Source organism: Streptosporangium sp. CA-115845 (assembly GCF_050943795.1).
Taxonomy (GTDB): Bacteria; Actinomycetota; Actinomycetes; order Streptosporangiales; family Streptosporangiaceae; genus Streptosporangium.
The window spans coordinates 5,783,495-5,800,047 of the sequence record NZ_CP191988.1 but is presented as its reverse complement, the minus strand read 5'-3'; the positions used below and the strand labels follow the sequence as shown (position 1 = coordinate 5,800,047).

Genomic DNA, 16,553 nt, shown 5'->3' with positions numbered 1-16,553 from the left:
GCTCTCGTCATCGTAGGTAACGGATGCGAACGTCGGCTACGCAGACCGGCCGTTCGGCGCTCTCGGCCTCGGCGGTGACGCGGGCCGTGACCTGGAGGCCGTTCGGGACCTCGATCACCTCGGTGATCGTGGCATGGGTGCGGATACGGGAACCGGACGGAACGGGTGCGGGAAATCGAACCCGGTCCAGACCGTAGTTGATGATGCTCGACGCGCCGTCGACCCGGAGCAACTCGCTGACGCGGGTGCCGGCCGCCGCCAGCGTGAGATAGCCGTGCGCGATGGTTCCGCCGAACGGGGTGTGCTTCGCACGGGCGGGGTCGACGTGGATCCACTGGTGATCCTCGATCGCGTCGGCGAAGAGATCGATGCGGGGCTGGTCGATGACCATCCAGTCGCCGTACCCGAGGTCGCGGCCGGTCGCGTCACGCAGTTCGTCGAAGCTGATCGCGGCGGTCACGCGATCAACTCCAGGATCGTCGCGTTGGCCTGGCCCCCGCCCTCGCACATGGTCTGCAGGCCGTAGCGGACGCCGTTGTCGCGCATGTGGTGCACGAGGGTGGTGGCCAGCCGAGCCCCGGAGGCACCCAGCGGGTGCCCCAGTGCGATCGCGCCGCCGTTGGGGTTGAGCAGCTTCTCGTCCGCGCCTATGTCGGCCAGCCAGGCCAGTGTGACGGTGGCGAACGCCTCGTTGACCTCGAACGCCCCGATGTCGGCCAGTGCGAGACCACTGCGCCGCAATGCCTTCTGGGTGGCCGGGATCGGCCCGGTCAACATGATCGTCGGCTCGGACCCGACCACGACGGAGGTGTGCACCCGGGCGATCGGGGTCAGCCCGAGTTCGCGTGCCCGCTGCGAGGTCGTGACCAGCAGTGCCGCTGCGCCGTCGCTGATCTGCGAGCTGTTTCCGGCTGTCACGACGCCGTCGGGCCGGAACGCCGGCTTGAGCCCGCCGAGCGTCTCGGGTGTGCCCCCCCGGCGGATCCCCTCGTCGGCGCCGACCGTCGTGCCGTCGGGAGTCGCGACCGGGACGATCTGGCCGGTGAACAGGCCGCCGTCGGCCGCGGCGGCGGCGCGTTCGTGGGACCGTAGCGCGTAGGTGTCGACGGCCTCCCGGGTGATCGACCAGCGCCTGGCGATCTCCTCCGCGCCCAGCCCTTGGTTCGGGAAGTCCGCCCCGTAGCGGGCGATGTAGCCCAGTCCCAGTGGCGACTGGTCACCGCTGCTGGCCGAACCCATCGGGACCCGCGACATCGATTCCACGCCGCCGGCGACGGCGACGTCGTAGTGTCCCGCGATCACCGAGGCCGCCGCGAAGCTCAGCGCCTGCTGGGATGAGCCGCACTGCCGGTCGACGGTCGTGCCGGGCACCGACTCGGGCCAGCCCGCGCTGAGCACCGCGGTCCGCGCGATGTCGAAGGTCTGCTCGCCGATCTGGCTGACGCAACCCCACACCACGTCGTCGACGAGAGCGGGGTCGATGCCCGTGCGGTCGGCGAGCGCGCGGAGCACGGTGGCGGACAGGTCGGCCGGATGCACGTCGGACAGGCCACCGTTGCGCTTACCGACAGGTGTACGGACGGCTTCGACGATGACGGCGTCACGCATGAGGGTTTCCTCTCGGAGGGAAATGGGGCGTCGGTCATGGATGAGAGGGGAGCCGTTCTCGAAGGTTCGGCTCAGTGCAGTTGTGGGATGACCCGCGAGCCGATCAGTTCGACCATGTCGCGGTACTCCGCGGCGGGCTGGCCGCCCATGTCGATGTAGATCAGATTGGTGTCGGCGGAGAGCATCTGCGCCGAGGTGTTCAACCGGTCCGCGACCTCGTCCGGGCTGCCTACCAGGGCCGGTCCGTGTGTGGTGAGGAACTCGAAGTCGAACGGCTTCCTGATGAAGGCGGGCGGATCGGGGTTGACCCGCGGGATGATCTCCTTCATCAGCTCGAAGTAGGCGCGGTAGCGCGGTTCCCAGCGCTCGCGTGCTCCCTGGCTGGTCTCCCCGACGTTCACGTGCCAGCAGGCACCCACCCGCGGCTCGTGCGCGTGTCCGTAGGAGGCGAATTTCTCCCGGTATGCCGCTACGACGGGCTTGAACGCCTCGGGGTTGCCGAAGGCACTGGGCAGCATGAGGTCCAGGCCGAGCCGTGCGGCGAGCTCCGCGGTGGCTTCCGAGGCCCCTCCCCCTATCCACAGCGGAAGGGCGCCGACGGGGGGCGGCTGCAGGACGAACTCCTCGATCGGTGCGCGGTGTCTCGACCCCGGCCAGTTGACCTCCTTGCCGCTCCAGAGCCGTACGAGCAGCTCGACCGCGTCCTGGAACAGCTCGTGGGAGTCCTCGATCCGCTGACCGAACAGGGTGTAGGTGGAGACGAAGAAGTTGCCGCGGCCGACGACGACCTCGCACCGTCCGCCGGAGAGCGCGTCGACGGTGGAGTAGTCCTCCGCGACACGGACCGGGTCGAGGTTCGCCGCCAGCGTGACTGCGGTGGACAGGCGCAGGTCCCGGGTGCGTTCCCCGATCGCGGCGAGGATGACCGGTGGGGCGGAGGTGGTGTACTCCAGCCCGTGGTGCTCGCCGATGTGCACACCGTGAAACCCCGCTTGGTCCGCGGCGACCGATGCCTCGACGATGGCGCGATGGCGTTCGGCGGCGGTCTCGGTCGTACCGGTGACCGGGTCCGGGACCTGATCCCCCAGGGTCATCAGGCTCAACTTCATGGTGCTGCCTCCAGGGTGTTCTCTATGTCGATGGAAACGCTATCAAACATTGTTTGGTTTAGGCTAGCTGTTCCTCGCCGCTGAAGGAGGCACGTGTATCCGTGACCGGCGGAGCCATTCGTCTCGGGACTTCCGCGGACTGGTTCGCCGCACGCGGCGGTGCCGCGGCGGCCGGGGAGTGGCGTGTCATGGGTGGCGGTCCGCGCACGAGATCGGGAATCCCGTGCGCACATTACCGGTCAACGTTTGGTATTGTCGCCTACCGCTACAGCCGGAGGATGTCGTGATCGAGATCATCGAGGTAAGTCCCCGTGACGGACTGCAGAACGAGGCGGTGCTGTTGCCGACAAAGACGAAGGTTGAGCTGATCGGGCGGGCCGTCGACGCGGGCGCGCGGCGCATCGAGGCCGTCTCCTTCGTGCGGCCCGATGCCGTGCCCGCCATGGCGGATGCCGAGGCCGTGATGGCCCGGGTGCGGCGCCGTCCGGACGTCAGCTACATCGGGCTGGTACTCAACCGCAGGGGCTTCGACCGGGCACGTGAATCCGCCGTCGATGAGATCAACGTCGTTGTCCCGGTCAGCGAGACCTTCAGCCGCCGAAACCAGAACGCCGGTGCGGAATCCCTGATGACGATGGCGGAAGAGGTCGCCGAACGGGCGGCCGGCATCGGCCTGCCCTGCTCGATCACGCTCGCCGTCGCGTTCGGGTGTCCGTTCGAGGGGGAGGTCGACCCGGAGCGGGTCGTCGAGTTCAGCATGCGGGCGGCCCGTGCCGGCGCTCGCGAGGTCGCCCTGGCCGACACGATCGGAGTCGCCGTGCCCGCTCAGGTCCGCTCGACGCTGACAGCGCTGCGCGCGGAGTTTGCCGGCCGTCCCGGCCCGCTGTTGCGGACGCACTTCCACAACACCCGCAACACCGGCTACGCGAACGCGATCGCGGCGGTGGACCTGGGAGTGACCAGGCTCGACGCGAGCATCGGAGGGGTCGGCGGCTGCCCGTTCGCGCCGCAGGCGACAGGGAACATCGCCACCGAGGATCTCGTCTACCTGCTGGAGCGCAGCGGCTTCGAGACCGGACTGGACCTGGATCGGCTCATCGAGACCGCACGATTCCTGGGGGAGGCGCTCGGCCGGCTGGTGCCGGCGCTACTGCCTCGCGCCGGCGGCTTCCCCGCCCCGGCAGCCGGCGTCTGACCTGCGGCCCTCAAGGACGCGGTTCAGGTGGATGTCTTGTTGGACCGCGTCCGTCGCGTGGGCTTCCGGCTCGGTGCCGGAGCGGCGGCCTTGGCCGGGGCACTGCCGCGTTCGATCGTCGCCACGATCACGGTGTCGACGATCTTCTCGCAGACCATGTCGAAGATCTCGTCCGCAGACAGGGCCCGCTGTTCCAACGCCCGGGTGAGGTGCGGAGCCGTCTCAGGGTCGGGCTCCTGGCCGACGCCCGCGCCACCGCTCTGTGCTTCGTGCAGCGCGCTGCCGATGGCGTAGAGCTCAAGGGCCTCCAGCATCGGGATGATGGCGCCGGTCGGGACGTTCTCCTGCTCAAGCAGCGCCACGGTCGCGTCCACCTGCGCGGCACCGATCTGCAGAGGCTGGCGGCGCAGCATCACCGGGACCAGGTCCGGGTGCTCCCGGAAGGCCTGACGCAGCCGGCGCGCGTTGCGCAGGATCCACACCCGCCACGGATCGTCGTGCGTCTGCGGGGTGCGGATCTCCGCGAGCGCGAGCTGCGCCGCCCCGACGACGATCTCCTCCTTGTTCTCGAAGTGGTGGTACAGCGAGGCGCCGTTGACGTTCAACCGCTCTGCGAGACGACGGATGCTGAGCGCGTCGACCCCCTCGTTGTCGATGATGTCGAGCGCGACCTCCAGCGCCTTGCGCTTGGAGATCAACGGAACCTTGGGACGAGCCACCGCATCACCTTTCGTCATGGACGTTGACCACACCGAACGTCAAGCGTTGCAGAGGATATCAAGCATCGCTAGTTTAGGTGTGTTCCAGGAGTGGGAGGCGAACCGAGCAGGTCCTGGAGCATCCGGCGATCCAGTTCCAGCCGGCCCGCCACCGTCGGCGTGGACTCGTCGTGCAGCAGCGCCTTCGTCGCGTGCAGCGCCTTCCGGGGCTTGCCGGCAAGCCGGGCGGTGCGCTCGGCGACGAGCCGCGCGAGGGCGTCCGCGTCGTCGACGACGGCGGTGACGATCCCCAGCCGGCGCGCCTCTGCGGCGTCGAACGACTCGCCGAAGAGCGTCAGCTCAGCTGCCCGCTGCCGCCCCACGAGCCGAGGCAGCAGCAGCGTCGACGCCGCCTCCGGCACCAGGCCGAGATCGACGAACGGAAACCTGAAGGTGCTGCGTACCGTCGCGTAGACCAGGTCGCAGTGGAGCAGGGCGGTGCTGCCCACGCCGATCGCCGGGCCGTCGACCGCGGCGACCAGCACGGCCCGCAGCCCGGCCAACGCGGACAGGAACCGGACCGGAGGCGGATCGTCGCCGAGCGGGGGGTTCTCGGCCATGTCCCGCAGGTCGTTGCCCGCGGTGAACGCGCCCCCCGCGCCGGTCAGGACGACGACCGCAGCCCCGTCACGGTCGGCCGCGGTCAGCGCGTCGGCGAGTGTCGCGTACATCGCGCCGGTGATCGCGTTGCGCTTCTCCGGCCGGTTGAGCCGGATGGTCACGACGTCGCCGTCGGTCTCGACCTCGGCCGGCTTCCCGCCGGTGGGCGCCGTCACCGCGGTGCCATTCTGATCGCGCCGTCCAGTCGCAGCGTCTCACCGTTGATCATGGGGTTGCCGACGATAAAGGAGACGCAGTCGGCGAACTCGGCCGGTCGTCCCATCCGAGGGGGATGCGGCACTTGCGCGGCCAGTGAGCGTTGGGCATTCTCCGGAAGTCCGAGGAAGAGCGGGGTCTCGAACATGCCGGGTGCGATCGAGACGACCCGGATCGCGTGTTCGGCGAACTCCCGGGCGATCGGCAGCGTCATGCCCGCCACGGCGGCCTTCGACGCGGCGTAGGCGGCCTGGCCCACGGTGCCGTCGAAGGCCGCCACCGACGAGGTGCAGACCACGACGCCCCTGTCGCCGTCGACGGGTTCGTTGCCGATCATGGCTTCGGCGGCGAGCCGGATCACGTTGAAGGTGCCGACCAGGTTCACCGACACCGTTCGCCGGAACCGTTCGAGGTCGGAGGCCTGCCCGGAGCGGTCCAGGACCTTGAGCGCCTCCGGGATGCCCGCGCAGTTCACCACGGCGCGCAGCGGGCCGAGTCCGGTCGCGGCGGCGATCGTCGCGCGCACGTCGGCCTCGGAGGTGACGTCGGTGGGGGCGAACACGGCGCCGATCCTCGCCGCGGCCGCCGCGCCGTCGGAGGTGGGCAGGTCGGCGATGACCACCCGGGCGCCGTCGTCGAGCAGACGCCGGGCGGTGGCCAGGCCGAGGCCGGAGGCGCCGCCGGTGACCAGGGCGGTGGAATCGGTGATCCTCACATCGACATCCCGCCGTCGACCGCCAGGACGGTCCCGGTGATGTACCCGGCCTGTGCCGAGGCCAGGAAACCGACCGCGGGTGCGATCTCCGCGGGATCGGCGAAGCGCCCAAGCGGGATCGCGGCGGTGAGCTCGGCGAGCTTGCCCGCCGGGATCCCGGCGACCATCGCGGTGGCGGAGTTGGGGGAGATCGCGTTTACGGTGATGCCGAACCGGGCGACCTCCTTGGCGACGGTTTTGGTGAACCCGATGATTCCGGCCTTGGCGGCCGCGTAGTTGGACTGGCCGATGTTGCCGTGCAGGCCGGTGTAGGAGGTGACGTTGACGATCCGGCCGAAGGAGGCGGCGCGCATGTGTCCCACGACCGCCCGGGTGATGTGGAAGGTGCCGCCCAGATGCACGTCGAGAACCTGCCGCCACTGTGTGGACGACAGCTTCCAGACCACGGTGTCGCGGGTGATGCCGGCGTTGTTCACGGCGATGTCGATGCCGCCCGCCCAGGCCGCGACATCCTCGACGGCGGTCGCGACCGCGTCCTCGTCCGCCACGTCGACGGCGAGCGGGGCGATGGTGTCACTGCGCTCGCCCCAGACCGCCTTCAGCGCGTCGAAGTCGAGGTCGAACGGCGCGACGCGCGCGCCGGCGTCGGCGAACAGGGTGGCGATGCCCCGTCCGATGCCTTGGGCGGCACCGGTGACGATCACGGTGCGGCCGGTGAAGTCGAAGGAGATGGTCACGAGCGTCGGGTGTCCTTCCAAGGGATGTCACGATCGGTTCGGGGCTCGCCGGGCAGGCCCAGTAGCCTCTCGCCGAGGATGTTGCGCAGTACCTCCGAGGTGCCGCCTTCGATCGAGTTGGCCAGCGAACGCAGATAGGCCTTGCGCACGTCGGAGCCGCCGTGCACGGCGGTGGTGTCGGGGGTGATCTCGGTGTAGTCGTCGATCAGCAGACCGGCGTCCCCGGAAAGGTCGACGCACAGCTCGTAGATCGCTTTGTTCAGCTCGGCCATCTGCAGCTTGGCGATCGCCCCCTCGGGCCCCGGCGCGCGACCGATCCGTGCCGCGGCCCGGACGTTGGTGAGCCGGGCGGCCTCGGCCTGGGTCCACAGCAGCATGAACCGCTCGGTGGTGGCGGCGTCGACGCGGCCCTCGGCGAGCGCGGCTCGGTAGACCTCGACGGCCTGGGCGATTGGGCCCCCGCCGCGCTCGGCCGCACGGCCGCCCAGCGACACCCGCTCGTTGGCGAGGGTCGTCATCGCGACCTGCCAGCCCTGCCCGACCTCGCCGAGTACGTTCGCCGCGGGGATCCGTACGTCGGTCAAGTAGACCTCGTTGAACTCGGCCTCGCCGGTCAGCTGGCGCAGCGGGCGTACCTCGACGCCGGGAGAGCGCATGTCGAGCAGGAAGTAGGTCAGACCTCTGTGCTTGGGCACGTCGGGATCGGTGCGGGCCACCAGGATGCCCCAGTCGGCGATGTGCCCGAGCGAGGTCCAGATCTTCTGCCCGTTGACCACGAAGTCGTCGCCGTCGCGTACCGCCCGGGTGGCCAGCGCGGCGAGGTCTGAACCCGCGCCGGGTTCGGAGAACAACTGGCACCAGATGTGCTCGCCGGAGAAGCCGGGGCGCAGATGGCGTCGTTTCTGCTCGTCGGTGCCGTGGGCGTGGATCGTGGGCAGCGCCATGCCGAGCCCGATGACGTTGCGCCCGGTGTGGTCGGTGGCGCCGGCGCGGCTGAATCGCTCGTCGACCGCCGGCTGCAGGGACGGGTCGAGCCCACGCCCCCCGAAATCCTCGGCGAAGTTCACCACCGCGAGCCCGGTGTCGAAACGCGCCTCGCGAAACGCGCGGTCGGCGGCGCGGTCGGCCGGATCGGGGACCGGATATGCCCGGAGGAACTCCGAGACGGCCTCGTCCATCGCGACCGCCTGGGGTGTGGACGCGGGAGCGGGTCCCGCCGCGGCGGGCGTCGCGCGGGCCTCCCTGGCGCCGGCGATGTCGACGAGTTCGGCGAGCCGGGCGCGGTGGCGGGCAGGGGAGCCGAGCAGCAACTGGCTGCTCTTGGCTCGTTTGAGGTACAGGTGCGCGGAGTGCTCCCAGGTGAATCCGATGCCGCCGTGGATCTGCACGTTGTGCGCGGCGACGCGCTGGTAGGCGTCGGAGGCGATCGCGCGGGCCAGCATCGCGGCGGCCGGCAGGCCGGCAGGGTCGTGCACCGCGCTCCACAGGCCGTGATAGACCACCGAACGCGCCGACTCCACGTCGATCAGCATGTCCGCGCAGCGGTGCTTGATGGCCTGGAACGAGCCGATCGGCCGGCCGAACTGGACGCGGGTGCCCGCGTGGTCGACTGCGGCCGCGAGTACCCGGGCGGCACCACCGAGCTGCTCGGCGGCCAGATACAGCGCCGCGAGATCGCCGGTGCGTTCCAGCGCCGGACCCGCGGCGCCGTCGGTTCCGATCAGCTGGGCGGTCGTGCCGTCGAAGCGCAGCTCGGTGAGCTTACGGGTCTGGTCGAGCGTCGCCAGCGGAACGCGGTCGAGGTTTTCGGCGTCCCCGCACACGGCGAACAGGCTGCTTCCCTTGTCGGTGCGGGCGGCGACCAGCACCAGGTTCGCCGTCGTGCCGTCCAGGACGATGCCTGCGGTGCCGTGGATCCTCCAGGCGCCCTCGGCCGGCGCCGCGCGCAGCGTGCTCTCGGCGGGTCCACGGCCCGCCCAGGCCAGTGTCGCGATCGTGGTCCCGGCGACGATCCCCGGCAGGTGTTCGGCGGACGCGGACTCGTCGTCGAGCTCCTGCAGCGCGGTCGCGGCCAGCCCCACCGTGGCCAGGTACGGGGCCCCGTAGAGTACGGCGCCCATCTCCTCGAACACCACACCCAGCTCGACGACCGTGGCCCCGGCTCCGCCGTATTGCTCGGCGAGGGTGAGGCCCGGTAGACCGATCTCCCTGGCCGCCTGGATCCAGACCGCCGGGTCATACCCGGTGCTGGTCTCCATGAGCCGGCGCACCTCGTCCTCGGCCGACCGCTTCTCCAGGAAGCCTCGAACCACAGTGCGCAGGCTCTCCGCGTCTTCTCCGGGGATGAAACTCACCTGTTCCTCGTCTCCTCGCCGGTCTGTCTGTGCCTTGGATGATAACCATATGGTGTTAGATTGAGAAAGTCGCGAACGGCTACCGCTTATCCGAGGAGCAGTAAATGGGTGGCAACGACGGCGTGTCGCTGGCCGGGCGCCGGGCCCTGGTGACCGGGGCGAGCAGGGGAATCGGGGCGGCGATCGCTCGCCGGTTTGCCGAGCAGGGCGCTGACGTCGTGCTCGCCGCGCGCAGCAAGCGTGCCATCGAGACGCTCGCCACGGAGCTCGGGGAGCTGGGTGGCCGGGTGGTGGCGATCCCCGCGGACATGGCCGACCGGGACTCCCTGCGTGAGCTGATGGACGAGGTGGACAGGGAGTTCGGCGGGCTCGACATCCTGGTCAACAACGCCGGGGTGCTGCCTCCGGCGACGCGTGCGGAACGGATGGACTGGGCGGACTGGGACGCCACCCTGGGGCTGAACCTCTCGGCGCCGTGGTACCTGGCCTGCCGGGCGAAGGGGATGATGGGGGCGGGCGGCGTGATCGTGAACAACGCCAGCACGGCCGCCTACTTCCCGTCCCGCGGGTTGGTGGGATACAACGTCAGCAAGTCCGCGCTGATCATGCTGACCCGGGTGCTCGCCCTGGAGTGGGCGGCCGACGGTGTGCGGGTCGTCGGCGTGGCCCCCGGGAAGATCGAGACCGATCTGGTGCAGCCGATCCTGCGCTGGACCGAGAAGCACGACATGCCGCTCAACCCGCTGCGCCGGATAGGCGTCGACCGCGAGGTCGCCGACCTGGTGTCCTTCCTGGTCTCCCCGCAGGCCGGATACATCACCGGGGTGACGATCCCGATCGACGGCGGCGAGTTGCTGACCGCGGGCTCGGAGCCGGGGCGGTAGCCGGGGGTGTCTCGTCAAAATATCGTACAGTGTTTGTTTAATTGCGCGAAGGAGGCGTCGTGAGATTGCGGGCGGACAACGAGGTGTGCGAGGCACACGGTCAGTGCGCGATGGTGGACGACGAGCTGTTCACGCTGGACGAGGACGGCTACATCGCCCTGGGTGACGGCATCGAGGTGACTCCCGAGCGGGAGCAGGCCGCCCGGCTCGGAGCCGCGGCCTGCCCGATGGGCGCGCTGCGGGTCGAATGAGAGCGAGCGGGGCCGGTCAGGGAGATCTCCCTGACCGGCCCCGCTCGCTCTCGGCCGCTCAGTATCTGATCACAGGGCCAGGGCGGCTTCCTGCCCCTCCTTGAAAGCGTGCATGGCGGTGCGCGGGGCCAGCGCGTCACCGATGACGCGATAACGCGACCCGAGCCGTTCGAGTACGGGCACCAGGTCCAGATCCGCGCGCGGAGCGGTGACCGCCACGACGTTGTCGACATCGAACTCGGCCAGCGTCTCGCCGTCGGGGTGGACGACGATCACATGCTTGCCGTCGAGGTCGCCGATCAGCCCGCCGGTGACGACCCGCTCACACCTGCGCCGCAGGATTCCCGGTACCTCGGCCCGGTGCAGTTGCCCACCCCACGGCATGACGGTCTCGCAACTGGTCACGAAGATCACTGAAGCTCCGCGCCTGGCCAGTTCCTCGGCCACCAACGGCCCCTCGTTCGCCCCGACTGTGTCGTACACCAGAACCCTGCCGCTCAGCTGATCGGCCAGCGCCTCGGCGCTGCTGACCACGACCCCGTCCGCGGCGTCGGGGAACGCTTCGGCGGTGACCGGTCGAGCGCCGGTCGCGAGCACGACCTCGTCGGGGTTCAGCTCCCGCAGCAGTGCCTCGTCGACGACGGTTCCGGTGCGCACAGGGACGCCGAGCTCGGTGAGTTCGCCAACCAGATGATCGACCGAGCTCACCAGAGCGAGCGCCGCGGTCTGCCCGGCGGCAAGGAGCCGGCCTCCCGGGCGTGACCCGGCGTCCACGACACTGACCTGGTGCCCGCGCTTCGCGGCGACCTCGGCGGCTTTCAGCCCGGCGGGGCCGGCCCCCACGACCAGCACCCGCCGCGCGCTCTCGGCCGGCCGCACGGCCAGCTCCTTCTCCCGCAGGACCTCCGGGTTGTGGAAGCAGCTGATCTCGGGATAGCCCTGTAGCTTGCGGTTGACGCAGACGTTGGCACCCACGCAGGGGCGGATCCGGTGGGAGCGGCCCTGGCCGACCTTGGTGACGATGTCGGGGTCGGCGATGTGAGCCCGGGTCATGGCGACCATGTCGACCTGCCCGGATGACAGCAGCGACTCCGCGAGACCGGGAGAGAGGATCCGGCCGACCCCGATCACGGGGACATCGATCCGCACCGCGTCACGCAGCCGGGTGAGGGCGGGGATATTGGGCGCCTCGGCATAGCGGTAGTTCGGGATCGCTCGGGCATAGCTCGCGCCACCGTCGCCGATGGTCGTGTTCAGTACGTCGATCGTCCCGGTGCTCAGCAGTTCGCGGAGGATTTCGACGATCCCGGCGAACCCGATTCCGCCGTCCTCGGGGGACCGCAGGTCGTCGCTCGGTGTCCGGTAGCCGACGATACGGTCGGGACCGACCTGTTCACGGGCCGCCTGAAGCAGCCGGCGAACGAAAAGAGTCCGGTCACGGCCCCACTCGTCGGTGCGGGAGTTGTACGCAGGGGTCAGGGACTGCTGCACGAGGTAGCCGTGCGCGCCGTGTATCTCGACCCCGTCGAACCCGGCGGTGGCCGCGAGCTCGGCGGTGCGTCGGTAGCCCTCGATCATCTGCTCGATCTCGGCGTGGGTCATCTTGTGCGCGGTCTCACCGGCGGCGGACTGACTGCTCTCGAAACCCGGCAACGGAGGGCGCCGGACGTCGGCTTCGGAGCGGGCGAACGTACCCAGGTGGGTGAGCTGCAGCAGGAACGTCGCGCCCTCGGCCCGCACCGCCTCGGCGAGCCGCCCGTGGCGGTCGACCGTCTCCGCGGTGATGCCGCCGGCCGGGTCGGCGAGGATCGGCTGCGCGATGATCAGTCCGCCGCCGCCCGCGGCGCGTCGGCGCAGATACTCGATGTAGGAGTCGGGTGCCATCCTCGGATGGCGGAAGGCCTCGCTCGCGCCGTGCGAGGTGATGACGACCCGGTTGCGGACCTCCATGGCGCCGAGCCGGATCGGGGAGAACATGGTCGGAAAGGCGGATGTTCCGGACGAGGGGGCAGCGGACATGGTCATGAGTACCTTTGGTAGTGAATGGGCGATCAGACGGAACGCGCCCGGCGGCGCGCGGTGACGCCCTCCAGAAGTGCTGGAGCCAGCTCTCGCCAGGCTGTCAGCGGCACGTCCCGCCGGTTCGCGGTGAGGACCTGGACGCACACGTGGTCGGCTCCGGCGTCGATGTGTTCCTGGGCTCGCCGCACGATGGTGTCGACGTCACCCCACGCGACGACTCCGTCGACGAGCCGGGCGCTGCCCCCGCCGGTGATGTCGTCCTCGGTGAACCCGCTGCGGAGCAGGTTGCGGGTGTAGTTGGGCAGCCGCAGGTAGGAGTCGAGATGGGCTCGCGCGACCTCGCGGGCCCGGTCCCTATCGGTGTCGAACACGACCTTCAGCTCGGGGGCGAGCACCGCGTCGGGTCCGAGGGCGTGGCGGGCGGTGCGGGTGTGTGCGGTGTCGACCAGGTACGGGTGGGCGCCGATCGAGCGCCGTGTGGCCAACTCCAGCATCTTCGGGCCGAGCGCGGCGAGGATTCGCTGTTCCGCGGGAACCGGAGAAGGGGCCGCGTCAAGCGCGTCGAGATAGTCACGCAGTGCTGACAGCGGCCGGTGGTAGGTCTGGTCGGTGGACTCCACGAGCGCGGCGTGGCTGTTGCCCAGACCGAGCAGCACGCGACCGGGGTGGCGCTCCCTGGTGCCCGCGTGCCAGGTGGCCGTCGAGGCCGCGTCGTGCATCCAGATGTTGAGGACTCCGGTTGCGATCACCGCCCGCGTGGTGGCCGTCAGCGCGGTGTCGACGTCGCCGAAGAGGTCCCCGCCGGAGCCGCCGGGCACCCACAGGGTGCCGTAGCCGAGTTCGTCGAGGGTGCCGGCGATTCTGCGGACGGCGTCGCGGTCACGGCTGCGCAGGTGCGCGGACCACACACCGATGGTGCCAAGGTCCGGGGCTGCTGACGGCATCGTCAGGTCCTCCTGAGGATCGGTGACGGCATGGGCCGAACAGGATGGGAAACCGGTTCATGGTTGGGCGGCCTGGTCATTCAGGTGGCGCTGCCACCCCAGCCGTAGCGGGCGAGGTCTCTGCTCCAGGTCACCGCGAGTTCGTTCACGGATCGGCGTCCTTCGACGAACGCGACCTCGAGACGCCGGGGGGTGCTCGCGTCGCCGATCACCCGTACCACCGGTGCGATGCCGGCCAGCTCATCCGGCAGGGTCCGCTCCGGAACCCCTCCGGACATCAGTACGACGTCGTCGAACTCGATCCACCGCTCCCGGTGCGGAGCCTCGTGCGGGGCGATCTGCGCTCGGCCGGACGCCAGCCGGTGCAGCACCGATCGGGGGTGCAGGGTGAAGTCCCCGCGCAGCAGCCGGGCCATCAGCGGGGCGCCGGCCATCTCCCAGCGCATCTCCAGGTTCGCCGCGACGAGCGCGTAACGGCTGACCTGGTGGACCCGGTGGCCGTCGTCTATGAGGCGCTGCGCGACGTCGACGGACTCGTAGTGGCCGATCTCGTCAAGCAGCAGGACGGTATGACCAAGCTTCGCTCCCCGCAGCACGTCCCATCCGGTGTGCACGGTGACCATGTCGAGCCCCGGCAGCGGAAGGGCGGGTCGCAATGTCTGGAACCCGTCGCGCCGTGGTGTCACACCGGTGGCCACGATCACCGCGTCGGGCCGCAGCTCGCGTACCTTCGTGGCGTCGGCGGGCGTTTCCAGGCGCACGTCGACGCCGCACAGCTCCATCTGGTGGGTGTAGAAGTCGATCAGACGGGCCACCTCACGCCTGGCCGGCGGCACCAACCGCAGCTGGCCGCCCAGCGCGTCGGTGGATTCCAGCAGCGTCACCCGGTGACCGGCCAGTGCCGCCGCCCGGGCGGCCTCCATACCGGCCGGGCCGCCGCCGACGACCACGACCCGCTTCGCTGGGTCAGCCGTCGTGATCAGTTGGTCGCCGAGCACGAGTTCGCGTCCCGCGGCGGGATTGACCGCGCACATCGCCCTGGCACGGGTGTTCAACCCGCCCGCGCAACTCTGCAGGCAGGCGATACACGGGCGGATCTCGACGGTACGTCCTTCGACGGTCTTCGTGACGAGCTCGGGCTCCGCGAGCGTCGCACGCACCATCGAAACCAGGTCGGCCGCACCCGAGGCGATCACCTCGTCGGCCTGCCGCAGGCTGGTGAACCGGCCGGCGACGATGGTGGGCAGTGCCGTCCGGCGGGTGATCGTCTCGCTGGTCGGCAACTGGTAGCCGGGAGGCTCGTGGACACCGCCCATGAGGAGGTCGCGGCCGTAGTGCGAGCCGAGCGACACGTTGACGAAGTCGATGAGACGAGAACGTTCCAGGCCGTCGATGAGTTCGGCGAGATCCGGTGCCGTCGTCTGGTCCTGCGGTCCGTCGGGGGAGACCCGCACGCCGATCGGGTAGTCCGGTCCCAGCGTGTCCCGGAGGGCGGTCAGCACCTCGACGAGGAACCGGCTGCGGTTCTCCGCCGAGCCGCCGTAGGCGTCGGTGCGGTGGTTGGTGGCCGGTGACAGGAAGCTGGAGAAAAGGTATCCGTGGCCGGCGTGCAGCTCGACGCCGTCGATGCCGCCCTCGCGGGCTCGCAGCGTCGCCGCGACGAAGCAGCCGGTCAGCTCGTCGATCATGCCCTGGGTCATCGGCACCGGAAGCATGCCGAGCCCGGGGTCGGGCACGTGTGAGGCCGCCCAGGGCGCGGAGGTGTCCAGGGTCATCTGGGTCGGGCCGCCGTGCCAGATCTGCTGGAACAGCTTCATGCCCTCGGCGTGCACCGCGGTGGTGAGCCGTCGTAGGCCGGGCAGGCAGCGGTCATCGCTCAGGTCGAGCATGCCCGGTGAGCTCCAGTGGATCTGGGCGACGTCGGCGAAGGCCAGCGCGACGCCGCCGCGGGCCCGGGCCGTCAGGAAGGCGATCATCTCGTCGCTGACCTGCTGCCCGGTTGCGAGGCCGGTGCCTTGTGAGGTGCGGACGACGCGGTTGCGCAGCTCGACGGGGCCGATCGAGAAAGGGCGAAGGACGTGGTCGAGCATGGTCAGCACGCCGCGTCGAGAGGGGTGAACGCCACCGCGGACTCGGTGAGCCGGTTGTGGGGTGTCGGGCCGCGGAGGATGTGGGCGTCAGCGGTCATCGATGCGACTCCTGCGGTGAGTGAGGGGGTCATCATAAACTAACGACATTAGATAATGGGGTCAAGGTGTTCACAAGCGAGGTTGGACGGCGGTGCGGCGGTCGCCGCGCCGATGTCCGCCGCCGCTCTCCGAGCTGTTCAGGAGGACACCTGGCCGGTCCGGTACCCGGTTCGGCGGCCCTCGACGAAATCGCTGCGGGCTTCCCGCGCCTCCCCGGAGATGTTCAGCTCAAAGGTGTAGCTGAGTTCCTGGCGGTAGGCGCCCCGGATGTCACGGCCGATGCTGCCGGCCATGGCGGCCTTCAGGCCGCGGATCACGTTCGTGCGTTTCGCCGCGATAGTGCTCGCCAGGGCGTGCGCGGCGGCCGGAAGCTCGTCCGCGGGGACCAGTCGCAGCACGCTGCCAAAGGCGTGCAACTCCGATGCGTCGACGGGTTCGCAGGTGAACATGGCCGCCCGCAGCCGTTTCTCCGGCATCAGCCCGATGGCCTGGACGATGCCGCTGGTGGCCCCGTTGTCCGCCTCGGCGAGGACGAAGGGGGTGGCCGGGGCGGCGAGCAGGATGTCACAGACTCCGGCGACGAGAACCCCGAGGCCGATGCAGTAGCCGTGGATCGCGCCGATGACGGGAACCGGGCATTCAGCGATGGCCAGCGTCAGCTCCAGCGAACCCCGGGTCTGGCCCAGGATGCCCTCGAAACCGGGGAGGTTCTGGACCTCCTTGACATCGCCGCCGCCGCAGAACCCCCGCCCCTCGCCGCGCAACACCACGGCGCGGACCTCCTCGTCGCCCGCGTATCCCCGCAGATGGTCGACCAGCATGCTGATGTCGGCGCGGTTGTAGGCGTTGACTGGCGGGTTGTCGACGACGAGTTCGGCCACACCGTTCCCGTGCACGTGCTCACGTATCATGAGGTTCCTTCCTGGACGCCGAGGTGCCGAGAGGACGAAGGTACGGATCCGTGGCCCGGG

15 protein-coding genes are annotated in these 16,553 nt (G+C 70.0%); 3 read left to right on the top strand and 12 right to left on the bottom strand.

Going from position 1 to position 16,553, the window contains the following annotated elements:
- Nucleotides 1-7: 7 nt before the first annotated feature.
- The 3 genes from ACQP0P_RS28365 to ACQP0P_RS28355 form a co-directional block, all read right to left on the bottom strand.
- Nucleotides 8-460: a MaoC family dehydratase gene (locus tag ACQP0P_RS28365; protein ID WP_433359874.1), complete on the bottom strand. Its 453-nt coding sequence runs from the start codon at nucleotides 458-460 to the stop codon at nucleotides 8-10.
- The gene (locus ACQP0P_RS28360; RefSeq protein ID WP_433359871.1) at nucleotides 457-1,608 is read right to left on the bottom strand and encodes a thiolase family protein; all 1,152 of its coding nucleotides are present in this window, start codon (nucleotides 1,606-1,608) and stop codon (nucleotides 457-459) included. Before ACQP0P_RS28360 ends, ACQP0P_RS28365 begins: the two co-directional genes overlap by 4 nt.
- A 71-nt stretch (nucleotides 1,609-1,679) precedes the next feature.
- A complete protein-coding gene (locus ACQP0P_RS28355) occupies nucleotides 1,680-2,717 on the bottom strand; it encodes an LLM class flavin-dependent oxidoreductase (RefSeq protein ID WP_433359869.1) in 1,038 nt (345 codons plus the stop codon).
- Between the two features lie 286 nt (nucleotides 2,718-3,003).
- Here ACQP0P_RS28355 and ACQP0P_RS28350 point away from each other — a divergent pair, with 286 nt between their 5' ends.
- The gene (locus ACQP0P_RS28350) at nucleotides 3,004-3,912 is read left to right on the top strand and encodes a hydroxymethylglutaryl-CoA lyase (RefSeq protein WP_433382156.1); all 909 of its coding nucleotides are present in this window, start codon (nucleotides 3,004-3,006) and stop codon (nucleotides 3,910-3,912) included.
- A 23-nt stretch (nucleotides 3,913-3,935) separates the two neighbouring features.
- Here ACQP0P_RS28350 and ACQP0P_RS28345 read toward each other — a convergent pair whose 3' ends face one another.
- From ACQP0P_RS28345 to ACQP0P_RS28325, 5 genes are all read right to left on the bottom strand, one after another.
- Nucleotides 3,936-4,631 (bottom strand): TetR/AcrR family transcriptional regulator, encoded by a 696-nt coding sequence (locus tag ACQP0P_RS28345; RefSeq protein ID WP_433359866.1) that lies wholly within the window; start codon nucleotides 4,629-4,631, stop codon nucleotides 3,936-3,938.
- Nucleotides 4,632-4,699: 68 nt separating this feature from the next.
- Nucleotides 4,700-5,446, bottom strand: coding sequence for an enoyl-CoA hydratase-related protein (locus ACQP0P_RS28340; protein ID WP_433359863.1), 747 nt, complete (start codon nucleotides 5,444-5,446; stop codon nucleotides 4,700-4,702).
- Complete coding sequence (locus tag ACQP0P_RS28335; RefSeq protein WP_433359860.1) at nucleotides 5,443-6,201, bottom strand: SDR family NAD(P)-dependent oxidoreductase; 759 nt, start codon at nucleotides 6,199-6,201, stop codon at nucleotides 5,443-5,445. Before ACQP0P_RS28335 ends, ACQP0P_RS28340 begins: the two co-directional genes overlap by 4 nt.
- The gene (locus ACQP0P_RS28330) at nucleotides 6,198-6,938 is read right to left on the bottom strand and encodes an SDR family oxidoreductase (RefSeq protein WP_433359857.1); all 741 of its coding nucleotides are present in this window, start codon (nucleotides 6,936-6,938) and stop codon (nucleotides 6,198-6,200) included. The genes ACQP0P_RS28335 and ACQP0P_RS28330 overlap by 4 nt, the downstream gene beginning before the upstream one ends.
- A complete protein-coding gene (locus ACQP0P_RS28325; protein WP_433359854.1) occupies nucleotides 6,935-9,292 on the bottom strand; it encodes an acyl-CoA dehydrogenase in 2,358 nt (785 codons plus the stop codon). Before ACQP0P_RS28325 ends, ACQP0P_RS28330 begins: the two co-directional genes overlap by 4 nt.
- A gap of 104 nt (nucleotides 9,293-9,396) precedes the next feature.
- On the opposite strand from ACQP0P_RS28325, the gene ACQP0P_RS28320 reads away from it, so the two are divergent.
- Both ACQP0P_RS28320 and ACQP0P_RS28315 read left to right on the top strand, forming a co-directional pair.
- The gene (locus tag ACQP0P_RS28320) at nucleotides 9,397-10,176 is read left to right on the top strand and encodes an SDR family NAD(P)-dependent oxidoreductase (RefSeq protein ID WP_433359851.1); all 780 of its coding nucleotides are present in this window, start codon (nucleotides 9,397-9,399) and stop codon (nucleotides 10,174-10,176) included.
- A gap of 59 nt (nucleotides 10,177-10,235) precedes the next feature.
- The gene (locus ACQP0P_RS28315) at nucleotides 10,236-10,427 is read left to right on the top strand and encodes a ferredoxin (protein WP_433359848.1); all 192 of its coding nucleotides are present in this window, start codon (nucleotides 10,236-10,238) and stop codon (nucleotides 10,425-10,427) included.
- A 69-nt stretch (nucleotides 10,428-10,496) separates the two neighbouring features.
- Here the strand turns inward: ACQP0P_RS28315 and ACQP0P_RS28310 are convergent, their stop codons facing one another.
- The 4 genes from ACQP0P_RS28310 to ACQP0P_RS28295 form a co-directional block, all read right to left on the bottom strand.
- Nucleotides 10,497-12,452, bottom strand: a complete 1,956-nt coding sequence (locus tag ACQP0P_RS28310) for an FAD-dependent oxidoreductase (protein WP_433359846.1) — start codon at nucleotides 12,450-12,452, stop codon at nucleotides 10,497-10,499.
- A gap of 26 nt (nucleotides 12,453-12,478) precedes the next feature.
- On the bottom strand, nucleotides 12,479-13,393 hold the full coding sequence (locus ACQP0P_RS28305) for an LLM class F420-dependent oxidoreductase (RefSeq protein ID WP_433359843.1): 915 nt from the start codon (nucleotides 13,391-13,393) through the stop codon (nucleotides 12,479-12,481).
- An 80-nt stretch (nucleotides 13,394-13,473) separates the two neighbouring features.
- Nucleotides 13,474-15,483, bottom strand: a complete 2,010-nt coding sequence (locus tag ACQP0P_RS28300) for an FAD-dependent oxidoreductase (protein WP_433382153.1) — start codon at nucleotides 15,481-15,483, stop codon at nucleotides 13,474-13,476.
- Nucleotides 15,484-15,719: 236 nt separating this feature from the next.
- A complete protein-coding gene (locus ACQP0P_RS28295) occupies nucleotides 15,720-16,493 on the bottom strand; it encodes an enoyl-CoA hydratase-related protein (protein ID WP_433359840.1) in 774 nt (257 codons plus the stop codon).
- Nucleotides 16,494-16,553 lie beyond the last annotated feature (60 nt).